The 23,715-nt window shown below is 65.1% G+C and carries 21 protein-coding genes; 7 read left to right on the plus strand and 14 right to left on the minus strand.

Features of this window, described 5'->3' with window-relative positions:
• Positions 1-17 precede the first annotated feature (17 nt).
• Entirely contained in the window at positions 18-3,524 is a 3,507-nt protein-coding gene (locus tag J8F10_RS08745) for a hypothetical protein (protein ID WP_210653448.1), read from the minus strand.
• The gene (locus tag J8F10_RS08750; RefSeq protein WP_210653449.1) at positions 3,521-4,429 is read right to left on the minus strand and encodes a DUF4007 family protein; all 909 of its coding nucleotides are present in this window, start codon (positions 4,427-4,429) and stop codon (positions 3,521-3,523) included. Before J8F10_RS08750 ends, J8F10_RS08745 begins: the two co-directional genes overlap by 4 nt.
• A 198-nt stretch (positions 4,430-4,627) precedes the next feature.
• Between J8F10_RS08750 and J8F10_RS08755 the strand changes: the two genes are divergently transcribed.
• The 7 genes from J8F10_RS08755 to J8F10_RS08785 all read left to right on the plus strand — a co-directional run bounded on the left by J8F10_RS08755 (position 4,628) and on the right by J8F10_RS08785 (position 9,691).
• Positions 4,628-6,109, plus strand: coding sequence for a DNA phosphorothioation-associated putative methyltransferase (locus J8F10_RS08755; RefSeq protein ID WP_210653450.1), 1,482 nt, complete (start codon positions 4,628-4,630; stop codon positions 6,107-6,109).
• 50 nt (positions 6,110-6,159) lie between these two features.
• The gene (locus J8F10_RS08760; protein ID WP_210653451.1) at positions 6,160-6,804 is read left to right on the plus strand and encodes a hypothetical protein; all 645 of its coding nucleotides are present in this window, start codon (positions 6,160-6,162) and stop codon (positions 6,802-6,804) included.
• Positions 6,805-7,174: 370 nt separating this feature from the next.
• The gene (locus J8F10_RS08765; RefSeq protein ID WP_210653452.1) at positions 7,175-7,759 is read left to right on the plus strand and encodes a TerD family protein; all 585 of its coding nucleotides are present in this window, start codon (positions 7,175-7,177) and stop codon (positions 7,757-7,759) included.
• Between the two features lie 247 nt (positions 7,760-8,006).
• Positions 8,007-8,210, plus strand: a complete 204-nt coding sequence (locus tag J8F10_RS08770) for a hypothetical protein (protein WP_210653453.1) — start codon at positions 8,007-8,009, stop codon at positions 8,208-8,210.
• Positions 8,207-9,202 carry a DUF475 domain-containing protein gene (locus tag J8F10_RS08775; protein WP_210653454.1) on the plus strand — a complete coding sequence of 332 codons (996 nt, stop codon included), beginning with the start codon at positions 8,207-8,209 and terminating at the stop codon, positions 9,200-9,202. Before J8F10_RS08770 ends, J8F10_RS08775 begins: the two co-directional genes overlap by 4 nt.
• A complete protein-coding gene (locus tag J8F10_RS40730; protein ID WP_390891103.1) occupies positions 9,192-9,398 on the plus strand; it encodes a helix-turn-helix transcriptional regulator in 207 nt (68 codons plus the stop codon). Before J8F10_RS08775 ends, J8F10_RS40730 begins: the two co-directional genes overlap by 11 nt.
• The gene (locus J8F10_RS08785) at positions 9,395-9,691 is read left to right on the plus strand and encodes a thermonuclease family protein (protein ID WP_210653456.1); all 297 of its coding nucleotides are present in this window, start codon (positions 9,395-9,397) and stop codon (positions 9,689-9,691) included. Before J8F10_RS40730 ends, J8F10_RS08785 begins: the two co-directional genes overlap by 4 nt.
• Positions 9,692-9,693: 2 nt before the next feature.
• On the opposite strand, the gene J8F10_RS08790 is transcribed toward J8F10_RS08785, so the two are convergent.
• The 12 genes from J8F10_RS08790 to J8F10_RS08845 form a co-directional block, all read right to left on the minus strand.
• Complete coding sequence (locus J8F10_RS08790) at positions 9,694-10,995, minus strand: putative sensor domain DACNV-containing protein (protein ID WP_210653457.1); 1,302 nt, start codon at positions 10,993-10,995, stop codon at positions 9,694-9,696.
• Positions 10,996-11,252: 257 nt separating this feature from the next.
• Entirely contained in the window at positions 11,253-16,325 is a 5,073-nt protein-coding gene (locus J8F10_RS08795) for a DEAD/DEAH box helicase family protein (RefSeq protein ID WP_210653458.1), read from the minus strand.
• Positions 16,326-16,654: 329 nt separating this feature from the next.
• On the minus strand, positions 16,655-16,888 hold the full coding sequence (locus J8F10_RS08800; RefSeq protein WP_210653459.1) for a hypothetical protein: 234 nt from the start codon (positions 16,886-16,888) through the stop codon (positions 16,655-16,657).
• A gap of 543 nt (positions 16,889-17,431) precedes the next feature.
• Positions 17,432-17,749: a hypothetical protein gene (locus J8F10_RS08805; RefSeq protein ID WP_210653460.1), complete on the minus strand. Its 318-nt coding sequence runs from the start codon at positions 17,747-17,749 to the stop codon at positions 17,432-17,434.
• Complete coding sequence (locus J8F10_RS39765; protein ID WP_210653461.1) at positions 17,727-18,227, minus strand: lysozyme; 501 nt, start codon at positions 18,225-18,227, stop codon at positions 17,727-17,729. The genes J8F10_RS08805 and J8F10_RS39765 overlap by 23 nt, the downstream gene beginning before the upstream one ends.
• Positions 18,224-18,493, minus strand: coding sequence for a hypothetical protein (locus tag J8F10_RS08815; RefSeq protein ID WP_210653462.1), 270 nt, complete (start codon positions 18,491-18,493; stop codon positions 18,224-18,226). Before J8F10_RS08815 ends, J8F10_RS39765 begins: the two co-directional genes overlap by 4 nt.
• Positions 18,494-18,650: 157 nt before the next feature.
• Positions 18,651-18,980, minus strand: coding sequence for a hypothetical protein (locus J8F10_RS08820; protein ID WP_210653463.1), 330 nt, complete (start codon positions 18,978-18,980; stop codon positions 18,651-18,653).
• Positions 18,981-19,041: 61 nt separating this feature from the next.
• Entirely contained in the window at positions 19,042-19,584 is a 543-nt protein-coding gene (locus tag J8F10_RS08825; RefSeq protein ID WP_210653464.1) for a hypothetical protein, read from the minus strand.
• Positions 19,585-19,593: 9 nt separating this feature from the next.
• Complete coding sequence (locus tag J8F10_RS08830) at positions 19,594-20,448, minus strand: hyaluronate lyase N-terminal domain-containing protein (RefSeq protein ID WP_210653465.1); 855 nt, start codon at positions 20,446-20,448, stop codon at positions 19,594-19,596.
• 15 nt (positions 20,449-20,463) lie between these two features.
• On the minus strand, positions 20,464-22,704 hold the full coding sequence (locus J8F10_RS39770) for a phage tail protein (RefSeq protein ID WP_210653466.1): 2,241 nt from the start codon (positions 22,702-22,704) through the stop codon (positions 20,464-20,466).
• Positions 22,704-23,102: a DUF6950 family protein gene (locus tag J8F10_RS08840; RefSeq protein WP_210653467.1), complete on the minus strand. Its 399-nt coding sequence runs from the start codon at positions 23,100-23,102 to the stop codon at positions 22,704-22,706. Before J8F10_RS08840 ends, J8F10_RS39770 begins: the two co-directional genes overlap by 1 nt.
• Positions 23,102-23,671 carry a hypothetical protein gene (locus J8F10_RS08845; RefSeq protein WP_210653468.1) on the minus strand — a complete coding sequence of 190 codons (570 nt, stop codon included), beginning with the start codon at positions 23,669-23,671 and terminating at the stop codon, positions 23,102-23,104. The genes J8F10_RS08840 and J8F10_RS08845 overlap by 1 nt, the downstream gene beginning before the upstream one ends.
• Positions 23,672-23,715 lie beyond the last annotated feature (44 nt).

The following is a 23,715-nucleotide window of genomic DNA, read 5'->3' on the forward strand; positions in this document are numbered from 1 at the left end:
GTTAGCTCGGGTGGTCATCATCCGGCACGCTCTGCTTCGTCCATGAGCTGCCGGACCAGTTCGGCCAGGATGGCCACGCTCACGTCCTTCCGGTCCAGCACCTTTTCATCACGCAGCACCCGACGGACTTCCTCACGCACGCGGTTCGCCTGCGGGGACATTTCAGGCGGCACCTGCACCACCTTCTCCACCCCTCCGCGCTCGGGGACGGTGATGCTGACCAGCAGCATAGATTTGTCGCCGTCCAGCAGGGCGTAGCCGGTGCGCTCCATCTCCAGGGCCAGCACTCGGTAGTGCTCGAAGTTCCGGGCGGCTGCCGCGAGCTGCACCTCGAAACGGGCACGGTCCTGGTCGTCCCAGTGTGCCGGGGGCTTGCCCGCCAGCAAAGTGGAAATGGACTCCAGCCAGGTAGGGTCATCCACCCCGTCGTCCGTCACCCGCAGCAGGAACGCCTTGAGCTTGGCCTCCACCGCCACGTTCAGTACCAACCGGGCATGGTGGTCGATGCGCTTGCGGGCGGCGGGCAGCGGAGCTGTCTCCCCGAAAGCCCTGAGCGTTAGCGACTCGATGGTGGCGAGGAGGTTGGGGTATGCCCGCTGCAACTCGGTGAACGCCGCCCGGAGCTGCGCGAAGTAGGCGTCAATCTGCTTCTGGTCAGCTTTACCCGACGCTTCAAAAGGCGGGTGCCCGCACGCCGCGGGTAGATCGACGAACAGGAGCTTGTCCGGCTGCCGTGCCTCACGCACCGCCTTCAATACCTTCTGGGCGGTGTCGCTGATCTGCCTCGTTTTGGTTACGAAGTCGGGAAGCTCCCTGGCCAGCCGGACCATGGGCTTGACGATGGTCAGCAGGTCGCCTTCGTCTCCAGCCGCCCGCTGAATCATAGCCGCGTAGTGCTGGAACACCTCGGCGCGCGGCCCAGCGATACGGAACCGCTGCAATTCGTATTTCGCAGGCGTGCGGAAGAGCCGCTCGAAGACGGCTGCGTTCGGCTTTGGGACGAATGACCCCTCCTCGTACAGCGCCACCTGCGAGTGAGCGTGGACCAGCACGGCAGCGAGGAGGACCGGCAACACTCCGTCCTTCAGGCCAAAGGGCGGCTGCCGCAGCGTGGCGAATAATTGCTCGACGGACCTCTTTCCGCTCTCGGTCTCGGCAAGGAAACTCTCAATCGCCTTCCACACCTCGCGGACTGCAGGGTCGGCCTGCTTGTCGGGCGGGGCGAAGCCCATCTCGCCGCCCTGCTTGCGGTGTAGCCGCGACCCTTTCAGCAGCGTTTCGTACATGCTGCGTTCGGGCGGGGTTCCCTTGAAGCCGAGCGCCTCCTGCTCCGGGTGCTCGAACATCGCCTCAATGAGGTTCCGCCTGGCGGCCGCGGCCGACGAAGACAGGGAGCGACGGTTGATCAACTCGTTCCGCCAGTGCGGGGTGGCGTGGTAGACCTCGTCGCAGGCACGAGAGAGCGCGTCATTGAGCTGGCGGGCGGTCGCCAGCTTCACTTCGACGCCCCGGCAGAACCAGACACAGCCGGGATTAGCCGGGGAAAACACCCACTCCAGGTGCGACCGCAGGTTCTGCTCGGCGATGGCGAGGCGGGCACTCAGTTCCCGCCGGGCCGTCCGGTCGGCCTCCAATTCGGGGGTGTGCTCGGCGACCCACCGCAGGCATACCAATTCGTGGCACAGTTCCCGCAGGTCGAATACGTCACCTGGAAGCGCGGCGACAACCGGCACGTCACCGCCGGCCGCCGTGATCTGCTCCCGAAGCGCCTTCCGGTCACTCGGGTCTCGCGGCAGGCAGTAGAGTACCCGCCCGTCGGCATCCCCCGCGCCGCCCAGCACGCCGCTGAACAGGTCGCCCTGTAGGTCGGACCGACCGCAATAGACCGCTTCGAAGTAGCGGAGCGTGCCGGTCTGGAAGTAGTGGCGCCGGGCGATGAGCGATTGCGGCGGGAGCTGGCGTGACAGGAACACGGCAAGGCTCTGGTCACGTTCCACCGACTGCCGGGCGGCTTGCAGCCGGTCCTCGATATCAACGTCGCTGCCTTCCCATAGGGCATAGCTGCCGGTGTGGCGGCGAAACACCACCACCGACTGCCTTGCCAGGTCTTTCAGCGCCGCTTCGACCTCGCCTTCACCCGCCACGCCGCGGAGGGCAGCCACAAGCACAGTGCTCGATGCCGGGAACCCCGCAGCCGGGCCAAGGGCCTGGAGAAGCCCGATGGTCTTGGCGAGCCGGACCTGCACGTCGCTGGCGTCGTGGAGCCGGTCGAGGGCGGTTTGGACTTCGGCCCACAGCTTGCCCCGGTGCTGCGCGAACACGCCCGGCCCGAGGGAGGCCATAACGTAGTCGTAGAGGCAATCGAGCCGGTACGCCCCGCCCTTGACGGTGCCCTGGCTGAGGAACTCGCGGAACCCGTGAGCCTCCGAGGAGGCGAGGAAGGCGAACAGCGACCGCTCGTTCTGCGCGAGTTGGCGGAACAGCGGGCCGAGCACCACCGCGGTGAGCGGGTGCAGTGGGTAACAGGCTGCGAGGCAGTCCTCAAGCTCGCCCGCCGGCATGGCGGCCGCCCGAATCCCGGCTGTTACCGCTTCCTGCGCCAGCCCCTTCGCCTGTTTGCGGAGGGGCTTGAGGTCGGTGTCCGACCCTTCGTGCTGGATGGCGTGGCTAAGCAGCCGGAGGAGCTGTTCGCTCCGTTCCTCGAAGGCCACGTCGTCGAACCGCCCCTGCACCTTCGCCCACTCGGCACGGCGGCCGGGGCTGAGGTGGTCGGCGTAGCGGTCCAGCGACTGGTGCAGGATAGTGACGAACAGGAACGGGCGGGCCGAGCGCGTTGCCGCCTCCGCCAGCTCCTGCAGGACGAACACGTCCCCCTGCTCGGGGTTACTGGCCCCGAACTCCAGGAACTTACCGAGTTCATCAACGATCAGCAGCAGCCCGGACGCCTCGCCTTCCACCCGCGAAAGGTACTCGACGGCCTCTTCAAACATCCCGGCCACGGCGCTCCCGGCGGGGGCCGGTGCAGCGGCCAGCCGTTCCAGCCGTTCGATGATCTGGGGCGGACGCCCGCGGGTGGCGACGGCACGGAGCGAGGCGGCAAGACTTGTCGCCAGTGCCTTGTCGAGGGGCTGCCGCGAACCCGTCACCAGCACCGGCAGGAGGCGGCCGGTCTTCTTGGCCAGCGCGCTCCCCGCGCCGAACAACCTGGCTGTCAGGTCAGGGTCCACCGCCGTCAGGAATCGGCGGGCCTGCTGGCGTACCCCGTCTTCACCCGACAGGAGCTGCGCGATGAGCAGGGCGAGCGAGGACTTGCCGGACCCGTAAGGGCCGGTCAGCGACCAGGCGCGGGTCGTCGTCTCCCCGTGCAGCGTGGCGGCCATCCGCCGGAGCATGTCACGCCCGTTGGGGGTCAGGATGTAGCCGTCGAGGGCGTCCTTCCGGCCGGTGTCCCGTGTGATGGAAACGGATCGGGCGAAACGCGGATTGACCGTGACGAGGGTGTCGAGAGAGGGGTGCTCGCTCATGTCCTCCCTCCGATGGCGAAAGCTCTCGCAAGCGCATCCTGTGCGTCCATCTTTTCCCGCCGGTATAACTGCCGCAGCCCCGCCGTCTCACCGAAGGAAAGCGCCCCCCCGGTCAGGCGCTCGACCCCTTCGAGCCGTTCGACCAGCGACGACTCGTCGATCTTGAACACCCGGCCGGGGCTGGCGGGATGGCGGGCGATGTCGGCAATGGCCAATGTCCCGGCCTGCGGAGCGGTGGCTTCCCAGAACGCGAGCGTCGCGTACAGCAGCACCCCGTCGGGGAGAGACTGCTGGCGGCCCCGCCGGAACTGGAACGTTTGGCCGCCTCCGGGCTGCACGATGAGTCCGAGGTCAACCAGCGGGCAGTCGAGTGAGTCCTCGGCCAGGTCGCCCCGGCCCTGCCGCGACGGCGCGTAGGTGCGGAGGAACACCTCGACATCCCGCTTGACGGAGCTTTCGGCGACCTGCTTGCCAGACAAGGTCTGCGTCCAGCGGAACAATGCCGAGGTCAGTGCCTCGCGTGTGAACTCCGGCTCGTGGAAGTGGCTGAACGCCCAGAACCAGGTCGTGCTGCGGTAGCGGTTGGTGGCGATCTGCCAGTGGATCAGCCAGAGGCTCGCCGGGTCTTCGAGGTACGGGTCTAACCCGTCGTCGGAAAGCAGGGCATCCCCGAACTGCGAGGGGCGCAGGCCGTCGCGCTCGGAGTCCACCAACACCCCGGCGGCCAGGCACCAATGCCGGATGGATCGTACCATATTCTTTCCGACGCCGAGGGTGGTGATCGCGTCGTCGCGCACGAACACGCCCGCGTCGCCCCGAACGGCGTCAAAGCCCTTCTTGAGCCACGGGTAGCGGAAGGGGAACGTTTCGTGCCCCGAGAACTGGTACTGCGTCGCTAATCCCATCCGTGGTTCGACTCCGCAAGGAACCGCAAGCTGCCGACACGGCACACCCTGCGTAAATTGTATCCGACGGGTCTTGACAGTCATCGGGACTGTAGCTAGTCAGCCTAGTTTTACAATCTCGGCAGTGACGCAAGGCGCGGTCCTTCCGTTTCTTCGGCCACGAGCCACCCCCCAATCACCCCTGATTCGGGAATCCCTATGCTGCCGGGTCCGATCCAGCGTCACAAAACGGCCATCCGGCGCGGGGACTTCTCCCGGCCGGTAAAGTGTTTGCTCCGTGACGGTCTTGTGGCCGCAGGGGTTACTTTCTTCGACTACGGCTGCGGAAGGGGTGAAGACCTCGAACTGCTCGCGGGCGACGGCGTTCCGTGCTCCGGCTGGGACCCGGCGCACCGTCCGGACGGTGCAAGAGCAGAAGCCGATGTGGTGAACCTCGGCTACGTCCTGAACGTGATCGAGGACACGCGGGAACGGGCCGAAACGCTGCGGGCGGCGTGGGGGTTGTGCCGGAAGGTACTGGCGGTGTCCGCGCAGGTACTGGTGGCCGGGCGGGGTAAGAATCCGGTGGAGTTCGGCGACGGTGTGCTGACGAGCCGGAACACGTTCCAAAAGTTCTTCGAGCAGAGTGAGCTGAAGGCGTACCTCGAAGCCGAGTTGGGGACGGAAGCCATCCCGGCGGGCATCGGCACGTTCTACCTGTTCCGCGACGAGGAGAGGCGGCAGGCGTTCCTCGCCAACCGGTACCGCAGGCGGGAGATCGTTCCACGCCGCCGCATCGCGGAACTGCGGACGGAGGAGATCCGGCAGGCGCTCGAACCGTTCATGGAGGTCATCGCCGGGCTGGGCCGGGTGCCCGACACGGACGAGTTCCCCGGAGCGGCGGCGCTGGTCGAGCGGTTCGGTTCGTTGAAGCGGGCGTTCGCGGCCGTGCAGCGGCTCACCGGAACGGAAGCGTGGGACGACATTGCCCGCCGCCGCCGGGAGGACATCCTGGTGTACCTCGCCCTCTCGCGGTTCCGCAAGCGCCCTGCGATTTCCCTCCTGCCCCTCACGCTGCAGCGGGACATGAAGGCCTTCTTCGGGGCGTACACGAAGGCGTGCGCCGAAGCCGACGCGTTACTGTTCAAAGCGGGCGACGCGGCGGCCATTGACGAGGCGTGCAAGCGGGCCACGGTCGGCAAGCTGCTTCCGGACGACCTGTACGTCCATCAATCAGCGATCGATTCGCTGGAGCCGCTACTTCGAATCTACGAGGGCTGCGGCCGAGCATACCTCGGCGAGGTAGAGGGCGCGAACCTCATCAAGATTCACCGCCGAACTGGGAAACTGTCGTACCTGATATATCCAGAGTTCGAGTCCGACCCGCACCCGGCGCTGCTGCGCTGCGTGAAGCTGAACCTGCGAACCAGGCAGATCGAGTGCTACGACTACGCGGAAAGCTCGAATCCGCCGGTGCTGCACCGGAAAGAAACATTCCTGCATCCTGACCACAAGCTGAGGGCGAAGTTCGCCAAGCTGACCGAGCAGGAGGAGAAGCAAGGGCTGCTGGAGGACGCATCCGGCATCGGAACGCGGGACGGGTGGGCGAGGCGCCTGACAGAGAAAGGGTTCGCGCTAAAGGGGCACAAGCTGGTGAAGTCCCGCCCCGATGCTACTGTGGGCAGACCTGAGGCGGATTGAGATGTCAGGACGGAGGGGCCGTACTGTCGCGAACCGGGGAGCCAACAACCATGGCGGAAGAATATACGCGGGATGAATTGGTCCGAGCGCTACAGCGTGAGGGCGCGCGGCTTCTTAGGGACTACTTCAAACCTGACCCTGACCTGGAGGCATTGATCAAAAATTCGGTCGGCGCGAACACGTTCCGATCGTTTCAGAAAATGGCCAAGCCGCCGTCCGAGGTGTTTCGGGGCTGGGCCAAGTCTCGGCTCTCGTACAGCGTGATGGAAGCATTCGGGGCGATTGAGGATCAGGTGGCATACGATGCGTTCTTCGAATCCTATGCCGCGGATTTGACCCGCTATTGGGAAGCCGAGGGGAAGAGGCCGCTAAAGTTCGGCCCGGGACGCAAGCTGCTGGACCTGCTTTTCAAGCGGATCACCTGTTGCACAGAGGTGCCAGCCGAAAGCCGACAGCTGCTTATCCCGTTGCTGCATGTCCCGCTCGACGAGTTCAGCCTGACTGCCGTCCGCCAGTGCGCAGCATCCGAGGAGTTCGGGGAACCGATTGATATACCGGCCGCCCCGTCGATGGGCTGGGTGACAAGCCCAGAGCTGTATGCCAACATCCAGGCGCTGATGCGCCACATCGCAGCTACGGCGAGCGTGCCTACGATATGCCTTGACCTACTCGCGTGGGACCACGCCCATAGTTGACGGTTCGCTGCTTATGGCTTTCGTCGTTGGCTTGGGCCTTGCGCATCCCGGCAGCCTCGCCCGTTTCCCGCACTCGCAGTGCCGCGGGCACTTCAAGCACTCGCGGCAGGTTCCGGGCTTCGAGCAGTTACAGTTCTTCGGCAGGACATTTCTTCGGCGGCAGCAGTAGCACATCGGGCACCTCCGCCATCCATCAGAGCGCGAACACGGCGAGAGCGCAAGGTCGGTAGTGCGGAAATGGGAAAGCCCCCGGCTCATCACCGGGGGCCTCATCTTTTTGTTGACAATGGATGTCAGTGGTGTACTTTTGGCCCCGCGCCGGGTGACAGCCGGCGTCACTTCATCAATCACATCTTAAAGGATTTCAATTATGACCGATACCGTTTCAATGTCAAAGGGCGAAAGCATCTCCCTCACCAAGAAAGCCCCCGGCCTGACGAAGGTCTTCGCCGGTGCTGGCTGGGACGTCAAGAAGGCCGGCGCCACTATGGACCTCGACCTCGCGGCGTTCATGCTCGACGCCAACGGCAAGCTCTCTGGCAAGGGCTACTTCGTGTACTTCGGCAACAAGGCGTCCGCCTGCGGCTCCGTTGCGAGCCAGGGCGACAACCTGACCGGCGCGGGCGACGGTGACGACGAGGTGGTCGATGTCAACCTGGCCACCGTTCCGACGGGCATTCAGGAAATCCTGTTCGTGGCCTCCATCTATCAGGCTGCCCAGAAAGGCCAGAGCCTCAAGGATCTCGACAACGCGTTCATCCGCATCGTTAACGCCGAGAACCAGCAAGAACTGGCGAAGTACGACATCACGCAGATCGCTGCTACCGGCGCGAGCTTCGTGCTGGGCAAACTGGTGCGTGAAGGCGCGGACTGGAACTTCGTGGCAATTGGCGAATCGGACGCTGGCGAGCTGGGCGCGTTGGCGACACGCTTCGGCCTTGCCGTAGCGGCCTGATTCTCAACCGGGCGGGGGTTCTGGCCCCCGCCCATCTTCTTTAAGGGGCGCTCGATGAAAACTTGCAAACACTGTAAACGGCGGGTCTCTGGATCGCACTTCTGCGAGTCGGCGCGCCGGACCGTCGAAGACACCGCCGACTTCACAGACGTGGCTTCTTCTTTCTTCAGCGGCGACTCCGGTTGCGATAGCGGGTCGGACTCCGGCTCGTGCGGCGATTAACACTCTCAACATCAAGGACGACACTATGGAACAAGTTAAAAATTACCTCCTCGGCCAGGCAGACAAGCTCACCGCGTGGATCGGCTGCATCGGCCTCGTGCTCCTTTTCCTCGGCTTCACAAGCATCCTAGCGCTGCTGTTCATCGCGCTGGTCGTCTTGCCCGAGGCGCAGTTCAGTCAGGTGTTCAAGGCGTGGACCGCCAAACTCCGGGGACTGGACGCGAAATGAAAACCTTGCCATGGATCATTGCCGCCGTCGGCCTCCTCGCGGCGTTTGCCAGGGGTGGCTCCGCCGCCCTCGTCGTCGCTGCCCTCCTGTCGGTCATGGAGGTGTCGCTGTCGTTCGACAACGCGGTGGTCAACGCCGCCGTGCTGCGGCGTATGGACTCCAAGTGGCAGCAGCGGTTCCTGACCTGGGGCATTCTCATCGCCGTGGTCGGGATGCGGTTGGTGTTCCCGATCCTCATCGTCGCGATCGCGGCCGGGTTGGGCGTGATGCAGGTCGCCGTCATGGCGGTGGACGATCCGGCCCGGTACGCCGTCCACCTGAAGGAAGCGCACACAGGAATCGCCGCGTTTGGCGGGCTTTTCCTGTTGCTCGTGTTCCTCGGCTTCGTGTGCGACGAGATGAAGGAGGTCCACTGGATTGGGTGGGTCGAGCGCAAGCTGGCGTCGCTCGGGCGGTTGGAAGCAGTCGAGGTCGCGGTCTCCCTTGTGGTTCTGTTGCTCGTGCAATTCGCGCTGCCCGAGAATGAGCGGCTCACCGTGATGATCGCAGGGGTAGCGGGGGTAGCCACATTTGTCGCTGTCAAGGGTTTCGCCGGGCTATGCGGCGACCCCGACGCGGCCGTGGGCATGGCGACTCGCACCGGAGCGGCCGGTTTCCTGTACCTCGAGGTACTCGACGCAAGCTTCTCGCTGGACGGGGTGATCGGGGCGTTCGCCATCACCACCGACATCGTGGTCATCATGATCGGCCTGGCCATCGGGGCCATGTTCGTCCGGAGCATGACCGTCTACCTGGTGCGCCAGGGGACGCTGGAGGAGTACCGGTACCTGGAGCACGGCGCGCACTGGGGCATCGGGGCGCTGGCCGCGATCATGCTGGTCAGCATGCGTGTGGACGTGCCCGAGGTCGTAACCGGGTTGATCGGCGTGTCCCTGATCGGGTTGTCCCTGCTCTCGTCGATCCGGCACCGTCGGAGGGCACATGCCGGATGACCGCCCGCAGGAGGACGGGCTGTTGAAGCCTGGGCAAGTCGCTGACATGCTTCGGGTGACAAAGCGGACGCTCTGGCGGATGGCAAAGCAGGACGGGTTTCCCCTGCCTGTGCGGTTCAGCCGAAAGACGGTCCGGTGGCGGGCGGCCGAGATTCAGCAATACATTGCGGCCCTCCAGTGCGAGCCGCTGCCGTGACCTCCCTCCTCTACGTCTTCGCCCTCTGCACCGCCATTGACGGCGACACCCTCCGCTGCAGCGACGAGCGCGTCCGCCTGGCTCGGATTGATACGCCGGAGCGGCGGGAGGCCGGGTTTCAGGAGGCGACGGACGCCATGCGTCTGCTGATCGAGGGGAAGACGGTTCGCTGCGTCGTGAGCAAACGTGAGAAGTACGGTCGGCTGCTGGGGGAGTGCTCGACGCCCGACACGCCGTCACTCAGCGACGCGATTTTGCGGAGCGGGTTGGCAGACCGGTATCGGGGGCGGTGAGCCTACGTTACGATGACCTCCCCGTCGATCGTGGGCAGGTCGAGCGGTCCATACACGTAGGCATGTTTTGCATCGGAGCTGAAGAGCTTCAGATCCCCGTCTTGGGACACGGTGTACACCATGACGCCTGGGTGAGCCTGGCAGAGTCGTGCGACTGACTGGTGACGTGTGCCGCCGAGCGCCTTCATGAACTCGTGGTTCTCGAAGACCTCGCCACTTTCGACGTTCGTAAACTTCAGGCCGTCACTTGCGGCTTTGGAAGTAACTTCAATCTTGGCCCCGAATCCAAACACGCGCAGGTCCTGGCCGAGAACGACGCACCCATCGACCATGCTGAAATTCGCGACCATGTCCGCGTTGGTCAGCAGCTTTGCGCGTGACTGCTCGGCCGTCGCGATTGAGCTTCTTCGCCCGTCTGCATCCTGGCAAGCCGCGCAGTGTTCCTCCAGATCCCTCCCCAGGTGAAGATCCGTGGTGCGATGAAGCACCCGCAACTTACAGCTTTCCGGTTTGGTTACCCCCGGTGGGAGTAAGACGAACGCGCCACCGTGGCGCGCCTCGACGGCGGCTCGGAGCATTCTCGCCAGCACGTAAAGCACCGCCGTCTGCACATCGATTGAAATGCCTGAGTTCCGTTCCTCGTCGCTTTTGTCCAGCGATTTCAAAATCCGACCCTGTACGGCCTTCACGAGCGATTTCGCCGCGGGTGGGGCGTCGAAACCCGTGAGGGCACGAACCTTGCCGGCCTTATACTCGTATCCCGGGTACACCTCTGTCGCGCGGAAGTGCCCCGGGCCGAACACTTCGACCAGCAACTCCGCCGCTCGCCCCTCAGCCAAGACACCAATACGCCCGGGCTGGACCGAGTAAGCCAGTCCTCCGACGCGCTCTACACCGTCGCAGAATAGCCCGCTCTCGCCTTCGGTGACGAGCAATGCACAGTCTGGCCGGGTGCAAGCCGGAGCGAGGCGGTGAAGTTGCGATTCGCTTAAAGACACCGGATCAAATCTGGCCACCGTCTGCTCTGATCTCCCCCGTCGGCAGACCAGTTTGAAGCGTGGGTATCGCCCCTCCTCAGGAAGCAGACTTGTGTAGAACGTCAAGCTGATCAGTTTCCGTAAGCCGTCGTCGGTCAGTTTTGCAGCGGCGTCACCTGCACCGCCATCCTCACCGAACGCCTCTTTTCTCCATTTTCGTGCGTGTACGAGGAGCTCGGCGAGCGCGTCGGGGCCACACATCGAATTTGGGATCTGCGGCGCATCGTACCCGACGAGATGCCGGACAACCGTATTGTGCTTGGCCATGTGATTCGGCCCTTTGGCGCGTCGGGCTGACATTCGTCACCCGTGATGGGGTATTCCTCTGCTGAAGCTAGCAAACAGCGATCCTGGTCGCCACTTCTGCTTTTGATGCGAAGCCAGTGCCTGTCTGCCATCCCGTCGCCGTCGGTCGTGGTTTGTCGGGGCCGTCGCAGACGGTGCGGCCCCGACGAACTGCGGCCAGAGGCGGCGGTGCCTGACACGCCATCCTTGAGCCGGAGGGAGTGGGTGGAGGGGCCGCCTTAAAACAGGCTGAGTTGTTGCGGCTTGCGGCGCTGCGTCACCTGCCCGGCGTGCGTTGGGGCTGGCGGTTTCGGCGCGGGCGGCAGCGCGATGACGTTCCCTCCCGGCGTGTCGTCGGACTCGTCGTCGGCGGGTGGGGCCGCCTGCACCGGCTCGACAACTGGCTGCGGCTCGGCGACCGGCTCGGGCCTCGTGATTCGCGCCGTCACCGGCTTTTCCGCCCGCGTCTGCGGCTTACTCCCGACCCGCGCCGGGGTGGCTTCGACAGCGTTCGACGCCCGCAGCGTTTTGATCCGCGCGTCCAGTTCGGCCACGGTCGGCTCGCCCTCCTTCGGTTCCTTCTCCGAAAGCCCAGCCTTCAACTTGTCCCGCAGGTCAGCTAGCTGCCTTTCGTACTCGGCGTGCCGGAACACCGCCCCGATGCGGGTCTGGTAATCGGCGAGCTGCCCTTCCGCCACGTCCTTGTCCTGCTCGGCACGCTCCCTTTCCAGCCCGTAGCCCGCGGCGATGCGTTCCACCGCGTTCAGCGCCGCCCGCGCCCCGGCTCCGTCCCGCAACTCGGCTCGCCGCATGACTTGGCCGTCGAGGTAGGTCTCCATGCCGCCCAGCGGGTGCAGGAGGAAGCCGTAAGCAAGCCCGCGGTAGGTGCCGACGGGGACGGTGCGGTGCTCGCTGACGTGCTGCGGCAAGCGCTCCATCCGTGCGGTCAGTGCCTCCACCGCGTCGGCGTTCGAGAGCGTGCGGTTGCCGACCGTGACCCGGTCGCCCTGATGGGCTTCCAGCGTAGCCATGTCCTGCCCCAGCTTCTCGATTCGCCCGGTCAGGCTGCGGATGCGGTCGGGAAGCTCCTTGATGTTCCGCCGCGCGAGGAATTGCTCGTCGTGGTGATTCTTCCGCAGGATGGCCAGCCGCTGCAACTCGGCGTCGGTCTCGGCCAGTGTGAGCACGGCCGGGTTCCCGGACGCGATGGCCTTCACCTCGGCGTAGCTGAGTTCTTGCCCGCCGATGTCTTCCGCCTTCCGCACCGCGCAGTCGCCGGTCATGATCTGGGCGATGAACTTCGCCTTCGTTTCCAGCGCTTGCCACATGTAGGCGTCGAAGCTCCCCTCGGTGACGTAACGGTAGATGGCGACTTCCGCGTTCGTGTTCCCCTGCCGGAGGATGCGGCCCTCCCGCTGCTCCACCTCGGCGGGCTTCCACGGGGCGTCCAGGTGGTGGAGGGCCACTAGACGCTTCTGCACGTTGGTGCCGGTGCCCATCTTCGAGGTGCTGCCGATCAGCACCCGCACCGTGCCCTGCCGCACCTTCTCGAACAGGGCGTTTTTCTTCGCGTCGGTGTCGGCGTCGCCAATGACAGCGATCTGGCTGGCGGGGATGCCGTGGTCGGCGAGCTTCGAGGCGATCTCGTCGTACACAGAGAACGGGTTGGGGTGGACGCCCATGTCGCAGAACACCATCTGCGTGCCCCGGCGGTCCTCGGTCTTCTTCCAGATGCAGACGACGTTCCGCACCAGCGCGTTCACCTTCGAGTCGGGGAAGTCACCTCCCGCACCGAGCATCCGGCCGTCGAGGGCGAGCTTGCGGCCATCGGTGGTGATGGCCAGGGCGTTGTCGATGCGCGGGTCCACCCGCTCGTTGCGGATCTTCTCGTACCGGGCCACTAGCGCGGCCTGGGCCTCGCACTGGGCGTCCGACATCGGGCAGGCGACCGTCTGCGGCTTGCCGCCCTCCAGGGTTGGCCGGGGCAGGTTCAGCATGTCCGCCGTCTGCACGTCGGCGAACGCCCGGAACATCTGTACCAACTCGGGCAGGTTCACGAACTTGGCGAACCGGCTGCGGGGCTTGAGCGTGGCGCCGTCCGGGCTGATCTCCATCGCCTCGACCACCTCGCCGAAGGTGGCCGCCCAGGCGTCGAAGTGCTCGATGCCGCGGGAGCGGAGGCCCGCCGGGTCGAGAAACCGCTGCATGGTGTACATCTCGACCATCGTGTTGCTGATCGGGGTGCCGGTGGCGAACACGGTGCCGCGGCCTGCGTGCTGCTCGTCCAGGTAGCGGCACTTCATGTACAGGTCGAACGCCCGCTCCGAGCCGCCGGTCTGGATGCCCGCGACCCGCTCCATCTTGGTCGGGGTTTCGAGGTTCTTGAAGTAGTGGGCCTCGTCGATGAACACCTGGTCAACGCCCAGCTCGTCGAACACCAGCCCGTCGTCCTTCTTGTCCTCGGCCAAGAGGGACTTGAGCCGCTCCTCGCGGGCAGCCTTCTGCTTCTCCAGCGTCTTGATGATGTTCCGGCCCTTCGACGCCTTGTCCACCAGCAGCGACTCGTACTCGGCGATCTGCTCGCGGAGGAATCGCTCCTGGAACTCGCTGGACATGCCCATCCGCTCGAACCCGGAGTGGGTGACCACGATGCCGTCCCAGTCGCCGGTGGCGATCTTCGCCGTCAGGTACTTCCGCCGCTCCTTGGTGAAGTCGTCCTTCGACGCGGTCAGAATGCGGGCGTTCGGGTAAATCTGCAGCCACTCGCGGGTGATCTGCTCCAGCATGTGGTTGGGGACCACCACCATCGGTTTCTTGGCAAGCCCGGCCTGCCGCATCTTCATTGCTGAGGTGACCATGCAGGCGGTTTTCCCAGCTCCGACGACGTGTGCCAGCAGGGTGTTGCCGCCCGTCATGCACCGCCAGACGGCATCCTTCTGGTGTTGCCGCAACTCGAACGCCTTGCTCATCCCTGGGAAATCGAGGTGCGATCCGTCGAACAGGCGGGGGCGGAGGTTGTTGAAGGCGTCGTTGTAGTCCCGCACCAGCAGCTCGGTGCGGTCGGGGTCGGCGAAGATCCACTGGCGGAACCGCTCCTTGATCTGCCGCTGCTTTTCCTTCGCCGCCAGCGTCTCGGTCGTGTTCACCACCCGCTGGTCTCCGCCGGTCGCCGACGTGATCGTGTCGTAGATGACGGGTGTTTTCATGTTGAGCGCCTGGTCGAGCAGCGCGGTGCCGTTGATGCGGCCGGTGCCGTAGTCGGCGGTCGCTGCCACCGAGTTTAGCGCCCGGTAGTCCGGCTCGACGCTCCACACGGCGTCCTTCTTCAGGTGCCCGACCTTCACCGACTCGGCCGGCACGCCGAACAGCTCGGCCGCGAACGCCTGGATGTCGCTCGCCGGAATCCACGGCGCGCCGAGGTTGGCGTCGATGTCGCCGGGCAGCACGTCCTCGGGCTGCACCTGTCGGAGGGCGTCGGCGTTGCGGGCGAACTCCGGCCCGGCCTTCTCGGCTGCGGCCAGCTTGGCCCGGACGTTGCCCGACAGGTAGGCGTCGGCCGTCTCCCACCGCTTCGACTCCGGGTCGCGGTAGATCAGGTCGCCTAGCTCGCGGACGATCTCCGCCTCCGGCTTGCCGTACAGCCCGGCGATAAACGGCAGGTCGATACCGCCCCGCTGGTCGAGGGACACGAGCAGCCCCTCCTCAGCGGTGGTGACGCGGGTGACAGCCGGCTTCGGCCCCACCACGTCCTGGCGCATGATCGCGGCCTTCGTCGCCTTACCCGTGGCCTCGTCGTACTCCTCCAGCGACATGACCAGCATGGCGTCCGGGTCTTCCCGGAATTTCACCAGGTTGGGCATCCGGCGGATGGTGGCGGTTGCAGTTTCGCTGAACGTGGTCTTGTTGATTGGCCCGTAGGCGGAGTGGAAGCGGTCGTAAGCGGCGTTCAGCGACCGGCGGACATGCTCGCGGTTGGCTTCCGGCCAGCCCTCGTTCTGGGATTGGAGGACGCGGCGGGCGAGGTCGCGGAGTTCGATCAGATCGCCCATCCTGCGGCCGCTGAGCGCACCGCCCGCCCACAGCTCCCCGCCGCCGTAGACGACGGGCTCTGCCTTCCCGTCCACCATCTGGTGAATGCGCTTGTCGTGGACGAAGAAGCTGCCCTCGGCGATGTGCTTGAGCGGCGGGGGCGGGACGAACTTGCTAACTTGCGCGGAATCGCAAACTGAACTTTCATGCTTGAGCGGCGGCGGCCTGACGCTTTGCGCCTCCACCCGCGTCGGTTCGAACCGGGGCAGTTTGCCGACGGCGATGCGGAGCTGGGAGGCGAGGTCGCCGGTGCCGGTGACGCTGTACCCCTCCCCGCCATAGAGCGTGTCCTTGCGGCTCCACTGGCCGAGCACCATTTCCGGGTGCGTCAGGAAGTAGCGGTTCACCGCCACGGTGGCGTCCTCGACCATCAGCGGGCCGGTTCCCGTCCATGCCGGGTCGGCGTGTTTCGGTTCCTGGCCCGGCTCACGCTTCCGCAGGAACAGGATGTCGGTGACGACGGCCGTGCCCTCCCGCTTGAAGGCGTCGGACGGCAGCCGGATTGCTCCGAGGAAGTCAGCCTTGGAGGCCAGCGACTCGCGGGCGGAGGCGTTTTGCTTGTCCAGCGTGTAGTGCGACGTGACGACGGCCAGTACCCCGCCCGGCTTGAGCGCGTCCACCGACTTGGCGATGAAGTAGTCGTGCAGGGAGAGTTTCTCGCCGTTCAGTTCCAGTTTCAGGTCGGCGAACGGCACGTTGCCGATCACCGCGTCCAGCGGCGGCAGCTTGGTGTCCCGGAAGTTCTCGATGCGGATGTCGGCCTGCGGGTGCAGCAGGCGGGCGATGCGGCCTGACACGGCGTCCATCTCCACCCCGAGGTAACGGTGCTGGCCGGTCATGAACAGCCCGGTGCCGCACCCCGGTTCGAGCACGGTGGCGCCGGCTGGGACGCCGAAACGCGAAAGGGCCGAGTAGATAGACGCGACGACTGTGGGGGAAGTGAAGAACTGGGTGAAGACGGTGCGCTTGGCGCTGTCGTACTCGGAGGGGGTGAGGAGGGCCCGCAGCTCGCGGCCGGTGTCTTCCCAGCCGTTCTTGAACAGGCTCGTGGCGGGGTCGGGGAAGATGTGCAGGGCGACGGGGCCAAACCCGCCGAACCGGCGGAGGGCCTGCATCTCGTCGTCGGTGGGCGGTCGCTGCTCCCGCTCGACGGTTTTCAGCGTGCGGATGGCGGCGATCAAGTCGTGGGCTTTGGCCTTCAGGCCGGTCGGGGAAAGTTCCATGGGTGCTCCTGACGTGGGAAGCCCCTCCAACGGGGGCTTTTCGGCAGAAACAGGAACAGCCGCTTGGCCGGACGGCTCAAGCGAAATGGGAAGGGCCCCATTGCAGCTTGAACCGGGCGGTTGCGGCTGTATCTCGGCACCGGAAAGCCCCTCGGGGGAGTCGTCCTCGAGGAGATCGTCGAACAGCCCGCGGCGGGCTTGCTCGCGGGCAACATGTGAGGGGTTCTTGCTGGACGGGCGGAAGCGGTCGGAGAAGCGGGGCATGGGCTTGCTGGTTGAAGTGCAGGCCCAGGATTAACACGGTGCGGCGGAGATGCCAACCGGAAAGGCTACCGCCCGGGGCCGTGGTGGTGACCGGGCTTATCGAACATCCGCATGACTTCTTTGGCGGCGTGGACCGCGGCGACTACGCCGGTGAGGATGACGGCACCAACGGCAACCTTTTCCAGAACGAGTGCCATCCGGCCCTCGGACTTGCTGGCCATCGCCTGAGTTTCCTTGACTAGTCCCATCAGCCCCGGCGGAATGTGGGTGTGAACGATGCCGGGTGGAATGTGGGTCACGAGAGGGGCTCGAACTGGATGGGAAGATGGGGGCAGCGGTCAGAGGTGCGAGGGCACATGGCGCACGCGGCGAGGAACGAGAGCGAGCAGACGGTGAGGAGAGCCAGGAAGCCGGTAGCCTGCGTGCGAAGGCGCTCGTTGGTGAGGAATGCGAATCGGAGTTTGGTCACGAAGGCTGGTCTACCTGTCTTTCGTCCCGCTTCGCGGCCACAACGGCCACGAGCTTGGGAATGCAATGCTCGCAGATATGCACCAGTTTGCTCGTCGATTCAACGAAAATCGTGCCTTCGTGACGCTTGAGCGGCCGCGAACAGAAGTCGCAGATGAGGCTCACAGCGGTTTGATCTCGGTATTGGCGGGGCGCAGCTCGACGGCCCCCGCTGCGGCGATTCCCAGCGGTAAAAACCCCCAGCTCACTGGCTTACCGCCCGGTGCCTGGCCGCGCACTCCTTGTACATCGCCACGAGTTCGAGATAGTCCGTAACAACGTCATCGGAGATTTCGCCGTCGAAGACGCGCACCGATGGGCAATCCGCCCTCGCGTTAGCGGGCGTCTGGTGCGCTGGCGGATTTGAGCAGGCCGATAGTGGCATCATCAAGGCGGCACACAGGGCGATTCTTTTCAGCACGCAGGTTACTCCATTTTCGGTTAATCTCGGTGGCTTGAAGCCGCATGGCCTGTAGCTCTGTCTCCAGCTCGGCGGCCTTGCGGTCCTTCTCGGAGGCGGCAGAGTTCAGCTCTTCCACCCGCCTCTCCAGTGCGTCGGCTTCGTTCGCCCGGTCGAGGCGGGAGTTGAGGTAGCCGAACAGCGCGATAGCTGCGAGCACAGCCCCCAGTTTAATCCAGTTGGTAAAACTCACTCTCGGCCTCCCTTCGTCTGGTTAATCCCGGGAACACCCGCAGCACGCCGCCCACCCGCGCCTTGTTCCAGAGGAGGAACTCCCCCGGCACGTCGGCGTGCCGCCCGGAGTTCACCCGCTTGAGGAGCGTGGACGACTGCAGCGCCCCGGTGCCAAGGTTGAAGGCAAACGAGTGCAGGCTGTCGGCCTGACCTTGCCGCAGCGGCACCCGGACCATGCGGTTGACCCCGGACACGGTGCGGGCGGCGTCCTTCTCCAACAGCTTGGTGGCTTCGTCCGGCAGCATCGGCTCGCGGAACCGCTCCCCCGGCAGGATGAGGTGGCCGAAGCCGATGGTCTTTTTTCCAGCCACGTCCTCGTATACGAACGGCGAGTAGCCCTCGAAGTGCTGGATCAGGCCAATCCCGGCCGGGCTTACCTTGCACGGGCGGCACGTCGGGTTATCAGCAAGCATGAGGAGGAGGGAGGCGAGAATCACCGTGAGGCGTCCCGTAGGTACTCTTCCAGCATCCGCTCCTGCTTGAGCTTCTGCTTCACGCGGTCAACGGTCACCTTCCGCAGCCCCCAGATGACGAGCGTCACCCCGACGGATAAAAGTGCGTAGCTGTAGCCCAGCCGCAGATCGTACAGGCCGCAGTAGATGAACCCCGCACCCCACGGCAGCATGACGAACGCCCCGTTGAAGGTTTCAAAGTTCATCACGCGACGCTTGATGGCGCGCTTCCGTTTGGCGTTCAGTTTCACGTCCCCTCCTCAGTTTCTCGATGATTTTCGTAGTTTCCGGTTCAATATCGACGCCAGCCAGGCGGCACTCCCGCTCAAGCAGGAGAGCAAGTCGTTCGGGATAAGCATTACGCGACGGCTCCATGGGCTTGCTCCTGTGGGTGCAGCCCGAACGCCGTCACCGCTTGTCCGCTTTCCGGTCGAGTTTGTCTCCCAGCACCATAAACCACCCCTGCATGTCGTCTCGAAGTTTGGTGAGGGCCTGGTTGTTCTCACGCACCATGCCCTCGAACTTTCGATCCGTCTCGCGGCGGTCGGCGGTTGCGTGCTCCTCAATTGTGGAGAAGCGGGCATCGTGCGCCTTGTCGGCTAGCTTGAGTTGGGAGATGTCGTTCTGCATCCCGAACCAGATACCAATAGCTGAGACCGCGATGGTCACGGCGGTGAGGACATGCCCGGCATGAATGGTGGGGTCGAAAGAGAGCCAGCGGTGGGGAGTGTTACTCATCGGGCTCCTGCCATAAAGAATCCATAAAGATGTTACACCAACTGTTGCGTTCGCGCAACGATTACGACGCTATCGCTAGCCACAACGCCGCACCCAGTAGCGCCCCCGCAGCGTACTCGCCGTACTTCCACGACCGCCCGGAATCCAGGAAGTAGCTCAGCCAGAAGTAGGGCACGGCCATGAACGGTGTGAGCGACGCGGGCCACACCGCCCCGCCGGTCAGGAATCCGACGCCCGCCACGCACGGGGCGGCCAGGGCCATGCGGACGGCTGTCCCGATCAGACCGCGCACCCGGCTGTCACGGGCCGCAACGCAGGCAAGCACCCACTCCGACAGGATGAAGCCCTTCTCCGTGGAGTCGATCCGGTTGCCGCACGCAGCCCCCATGTACTTCCCCCACTCCGGGACGGCCCAGAGGAAGAGTGCAACCCACGCCCATGCGGCGGCAGGCCAGTTCACGGACACCAGCAGCACCAGCAGGGCCATGAAGAAGGTCGAAACGAGGCGAGCAACGGTGGTCGAGGTGGTTTGGTCGAAGAGCTTGGAGCCGCGGGCGCGGTTGAGGAAGGCGAAGGCGGAAGTGAACAGAACCCCTACGAGCATGAACCCTCTCTATCGTTTCGTGAGCGGCTGAAGAATGACGCTGCCGCCGGTGAAGACGTAGCCGTTGTCGTTGCCGATTCGGACGCGGTTCACGGCTGCGGACATCGCCGCTTTTCCGCCGGTCTGTTCGCCCACCGCGTAGGCCGGGCCGCTCGCGCTGGGCTGGGTGACGATATAGCTGCGGTAGAAGGCCGCGCCGGTCTGGCCAAATGCCCCGCTCGTCCCGATTGGAACGTATAAGCCACCGCCATTTGAACTCACCTCAAGCGCGAGGTTCGAGGCAAGCCCGGACGAGTTGCCCTCCACGATGATCAGGCTGTACGCGCTGTAGGTGGTGAAATCCACCGTGAGCGCGAAAGGGTGGCCGGACAGCGCGCCGGTGACGGCACCGGGGTACGCATCTGGTGCGGCGTTCGGTAGCCCCTTGATTTGGAACTGGGTGCCGTCGTATGCGATCTCGTAGATGGCCCCGCTGACGATGTCGCCCGCAGAGAGCGCGACGAGCGACCCGTTGTACAGCTTGTAGATGTTCTTGGTGCCTAGGCCGTCCACGTTCACGGTCGTGGTGCCGCTGTTCGTGTTCGCTGCCTTGAACTGGAGCTTGAGGCAGCCGCCGGAGTAGGAGGTAACCGCGGGCGAGTTGGTCAGCGTGATCGCGTTCGCCGTGCCCCCCACGGTTGAATACGCGAAGCCCTGCTTCTGCACGTCCGCGAACGAAGCGTGCGGGATGCCCCCAGCGGTCACGCCGTCGCCGATGATGAATCGCTTGTTGGTCGAGTCGTATCCGGGCTCGCCCGCGGCGGGCGTGGCCGCCTGGACGTTCGTCGCCGTGTCGCGGCGGAGTTGGGTTTGGGTCGTCGTCATGCCATGGTGCCTTCCTTAGCTGTAATAACCCCAGTCGTCCGTCACGGACGGGGGCGTGGTGAAGTCGCCGTAGTCGAGGGTCGCACCCGGAGATGTCGTCCAGTCGCCCCAGTCGTTCGTGATGGACACACCGCCGGACGAGCCGATGACGCAGTTGGTCAGCGTCGTCCAGTTCGACGGCCTGCCTGCGGTGTTCACCGCGCGGATGCCGATGTCGTAGCTCTCGCCGAGCGAGCTGGTGATGATGTCGGCGGCCGTGAGTTCGCCCCTGACGAAGAACGACGGACGCCACTCGGTCTCGCTGGAGAGCTTGTACCGCGTCTCGATCTGCCCGCCCTGCTGGACGAAGATGTCCGGGTGCGGGTTCCAGAGAGCAACGAGGTTGTAGACGCTGATGCCGCCCGATGCCGCAACGGCACGCGAGCTGTACGCAAGCCCGGATGGGGCGGAGACGATCTGCGGATTGGGCAGGTTGGTGTCAGGAGCGGGGTCGAGAACGGTGGCCTCGCCGTTCGCCCATTCGTAACTGGCGCTGCTCTCCTCCTGCAGGGTGACCTGGATCGGGCCGAGGCCCGTCGTGGACATCTTGCGGAGGCGGAACACCTTATTTTCCCACCCCACGGGCGCGTTGGTGAACCGCACCGTGTCCCAGACCGCGAATTGCAGCGCGTGGTGGTTGAGGGTCAGATCCACGATGATCCCCTGCCGGGCCTGCTCAAGGATTACCTTGGCGATGCGCTGGGCGGCCTCGGGGTGGCTCGTGAAGGGAAGCTGGATGTCCCGGAAGATTTGCTGGTTCCCGTCCTGCTCCTGATATGTGGGGTTGATCACGAAGGGGAAGTCGGTCGCCTGCCAGCGCCGGGCCGGGTCGACATAGGTGCCCTTCACAGCGTTGAAGAGCTGCTGTCGGGGCGTGCGGGTGATGATCTCGATCTCCCCGGCCAGCATGTCGAGATCGATGTCGCCTGCGGGGGCGTCGTAAGTACCCGCATAGGCCCGGAACTTCCCCTGGACGTAGGTCACCGTCCCGGCCATCGAGGCCACGAGGGCGTTCAGGTTGTCGAGCGGGGCGATGGCGGTGTCGACAACGCCGTTGGTCGTGTATCGCTTCTGCGTGCCGCCGGAGGTCAGGGCGACATCCTCGTCGCAGGCGTTGGCGGCGGCCTCGAAGAAGTCGTCGTTGATCTCGTCGGCTGCGCACTCGAAGCCGTAGTCCGAGGTCAGGTAGTCGCGAATGCACAGGGCCGAGTTCGTGCTGTAGGCGGTGATCCCGTCGCGGGGATCGTAGAGCTTCTTGCCCCGCACCACGGCGCTGAAGTTGGGGATCGAGGAGAACACCTCCCGGGAGAACTGGAGCCGGACGTAGATGTACGCGATGCCGTTCAGTCGGTGGCTGCTGTCCCAGTCTGCCACCTCGGCGACCAGGTCAGCGTCGGCGTCCTGGCCGATGGCCCCGGTGTGCTTTTTCACGCGGACGTAGCTGTTCTGGGTGCCCGAAATCGTGTTGTCCGTGGCCGTGCCGCCGGAGGCCGAGACGTTCGGGCCGCCGTTGCTGTAGGTGAACGTCGTCGAAGTCGGGGTCGCGAGGATGATGAAGTTGCCGCTCATCGAGCCGTCGGTGTTGACGGTCACGTCCACCTGATCGCCCGCCGTGAAGCCGTGGGCCGACGACGTGGTGACGGTGACCACCTCGTTGTTCCGCACCGCCGAACTGATCGAAGCGGTAAGTGCCGTCCCGACGGGGAGATAGGCGTAGGGCAGGTTCGTGGCGTACCCGTCCGCGTTCAAGGTGATCGGCTTGTCGTCGAGGTAGATCGTGTCGATGCTCTCCACCTCGTGGCCCGCAAGGGCGATGACCAGGTGGAGCATGACGTTCGTGCCGGAGACGGGCGCACCGGAGGGGACCGGCCCACTGTCCGTGGAGGCGGCGAACAGGAGCGGGCCGGAGACACGCGACTCCCCGTAGATGATCTTGTGGCTCTCCACCGAGGTGCGGAGCATGACCTTCTGCCCCTCGGCGGTCTGGGTGAAGTTCCCGGCCGCCTTCGGCTTGTTCGAGACGGCCCGGGTCCCGACCGCGTTGATGGCTGCGGCCACGCCCAGGCCGATCACGCCAGAGGCGATCGTACCGATGGTGATCGCGGCTCCGAACGATCCGACGCCCGCACCGAACGCGGCGAGGGTGATGGCCCCGGCGGCGGCGTTCGCGGCAGCGTACCCGGCAGCAGCGGCGATGATGGGGATTGCCGGTGGCACTAGCCGACCCTCCACGCCTTAACGCAGTCCTTCGTGCGAAGGCGGGTGACGCCGCGTTCCATCAGGAAGTAGCTGTGCATCCCGTTGCAGATTCCGAGGCACCCTTGGGGGTGCTGGACGATGTCGCCCCGCTGGGCGAACCCGACGTGCATCTGGGGCAGACCGACGTCGTCGGCGATGTCGGCCGGGAGTTCCAGTTCGCGCTCGGCCATGAGCTGCTCAAGCTCGGCTTCGGACGAGTAGAGACCGCGCCAGGCGGAGGCGAAGTCGTTGCCGTTGGCCTTCTTCACCCAATCAGCAGCCCAAAGGGCGCAGTCGTTCATGCCCCACTCGAACTCGACGTGCCGCGCCTGCTCGATGTGCTCGTTCAGCAACCCTTCCCAGCCCTCGATCCTCATCAGCCTTTCCCGCCCCACACAATTTCCTTTTCCACCGCCTGCTCGACGTACTGGCACCCCTTGTCCCCGGGGTGGCGGCTCTGCTGGTCGGCGTTGTTGTAGCGCCGGACCTTCGGCTTATCCCAGGCGGCGAAGCGGTTCTCGATCGACACGGTGACCACAAACGTCTGGCCCTGCCTGATGCGGGCCGCGTCCATGCGCCCGCGGTAGAGGATGACGGGGTCGCCCACGAGCAGGCCCGTGGCCGGGTCGAAGTAGCCGAGGTAGATGGTCGCGCGTCGCCCCTGGTAGTGCTCGCCGAGCACGATGGCCCCCATGTCGCCGGGGATGTTCGAGAGGGTCAGGCTGATGGGCGAGCGGGAAAGGTCGCTGTTCTCTTCCGCCGCCGTGATGCCGCCGAACTTGCCCACCCCGAGATAGGTCTGGCCGTCGAACACGAGGTTGCCGAGGCTGGAATGGGCGAGCAGGTCGCCGCTGTCGAACTCGAGGTTCGCCATGAGCACGGGCTCGATCACGTCCTGCTGCGAGGCGGTGATCGTGTCCGTGTCTGCGTCGCGGGAGCCGGTCATGGGCGGTTGACAGTCAAATGGGTTGTGTTACGGTTGGCGAGCTG

This window comes from Gemmata palustris (assembly GCF_017939745.1).
Lineage (GTDB): Bacteria > Planctomycetota > Planctomycetia > Gemmatales > Gemmataceae > Gemmata > Gemmata palustris.

Bases quoted from the DNA above. Each gene is read 5' to 3' on its own strand.
- J8F10_RS08745 (WP_210653448.1), bottom strand. From the start codon at position 3,524: ATGAGCGAGCACCCCTCTCTCGACACCCTCGTCACGGTCAATCCGCGT.
- J8F10_RS08750 (WP_210653449.1), bottom strand. From the start codon at position 4,429: ATGGGATTAGCGACGCAGTACCAGTTCTCGGGGCACGAAACGTTCCCC.
- J8F10_RS08755 (WP_210653450.1), top strand. From the start codon at position 4,628: ATGCTGCCGGGTCCGATCCAGCGTCACAAAACGGCCATCCGGCGCGGG.
- J8F10_RS08760 (WP_210653451.1), top strand. From the start codon at position 6,160: ATGGCGGAAGAATATACGCGGGATGAATTGGTCCGAGCGCTACAGCGT.
- J8F10_RS08765 (WP_210653452.1), top strand. From the start codon at position 7,175: ATGACCGATACCGTTTCAATGTCAAAGGGCGAAAGCATCTCCCTCACC.
- J8F10_RS08770 (WP_210653453.1), top strand. From the start codon at position 8,007: ATGGAACAAGTTAAAAATTACCTCCTCGGCCAGGCAGACAAGCTCACC.
- J8F10_RS08775 (WP_210653454.1), top strand. From the start codon at position 8,207: ATGAAAACCTTGCCATGGATCATTGCCGCCGTCGGCCTCCTCGCGGCG.
- J8F10_RS40730 (WP_390891103.1), top strand. From the start codon at position 9,192: ATGCCGGATGACCGCCCGCAGGAGGACGGGCTGTTGAAGCCTGGGCAA.
- J8F10_RS08790 (WP_210653457.1), bottom strand. From the start codon at position 10,995: ATGGCCAAGCACAATACGGTTGTCCGGCATCTCGTCGGGTACGATGCG.
- J8F10_RS08795 (WP_210653458.1), bottom strand. From the start codon at position 16,325: ATGGAACTTTCCCCGACCGGCCTGAAGGCCAAAGCCCACGACTTGATC.
- J8F10_RS08820 (WP_210653463.1), bottom strand. From the start codon at position 18,980: ATGAGTAACACTCCCCACCGCTGGCTCTCTTTCGACCCCACCATTCAT.
- J8F10_RS08825 (WP_210653464.1), bottom strand. From the start codon at position 19,584: ATGCTCGTAGGGGTTCTGTTCACTTCCGCCTTCGCCTTCCTCAACCGC.
- J8F10_RS08830 (WP_210653465.1), bottom strand. From the start codon at position 20,448: ATGACGACGACCCAAACCCAACTCCGCCGCGACACGGCGACGAACGTC.
- J8F10_RS08840 (WP_210653467.1), bottom strand. From the start codon at position 23,102: ATGAGGATCGAGGGCTGGGAAGGGTTGCTGAACGAGCACATCGAGCAG.
- J8F10_RS08845 (WP_210653468.1), bottom strand. From the start codon at position 23,671: ATGACCGGCTCCCGCGACGCAGACACGGACACGATCACCGCCTCGCAG.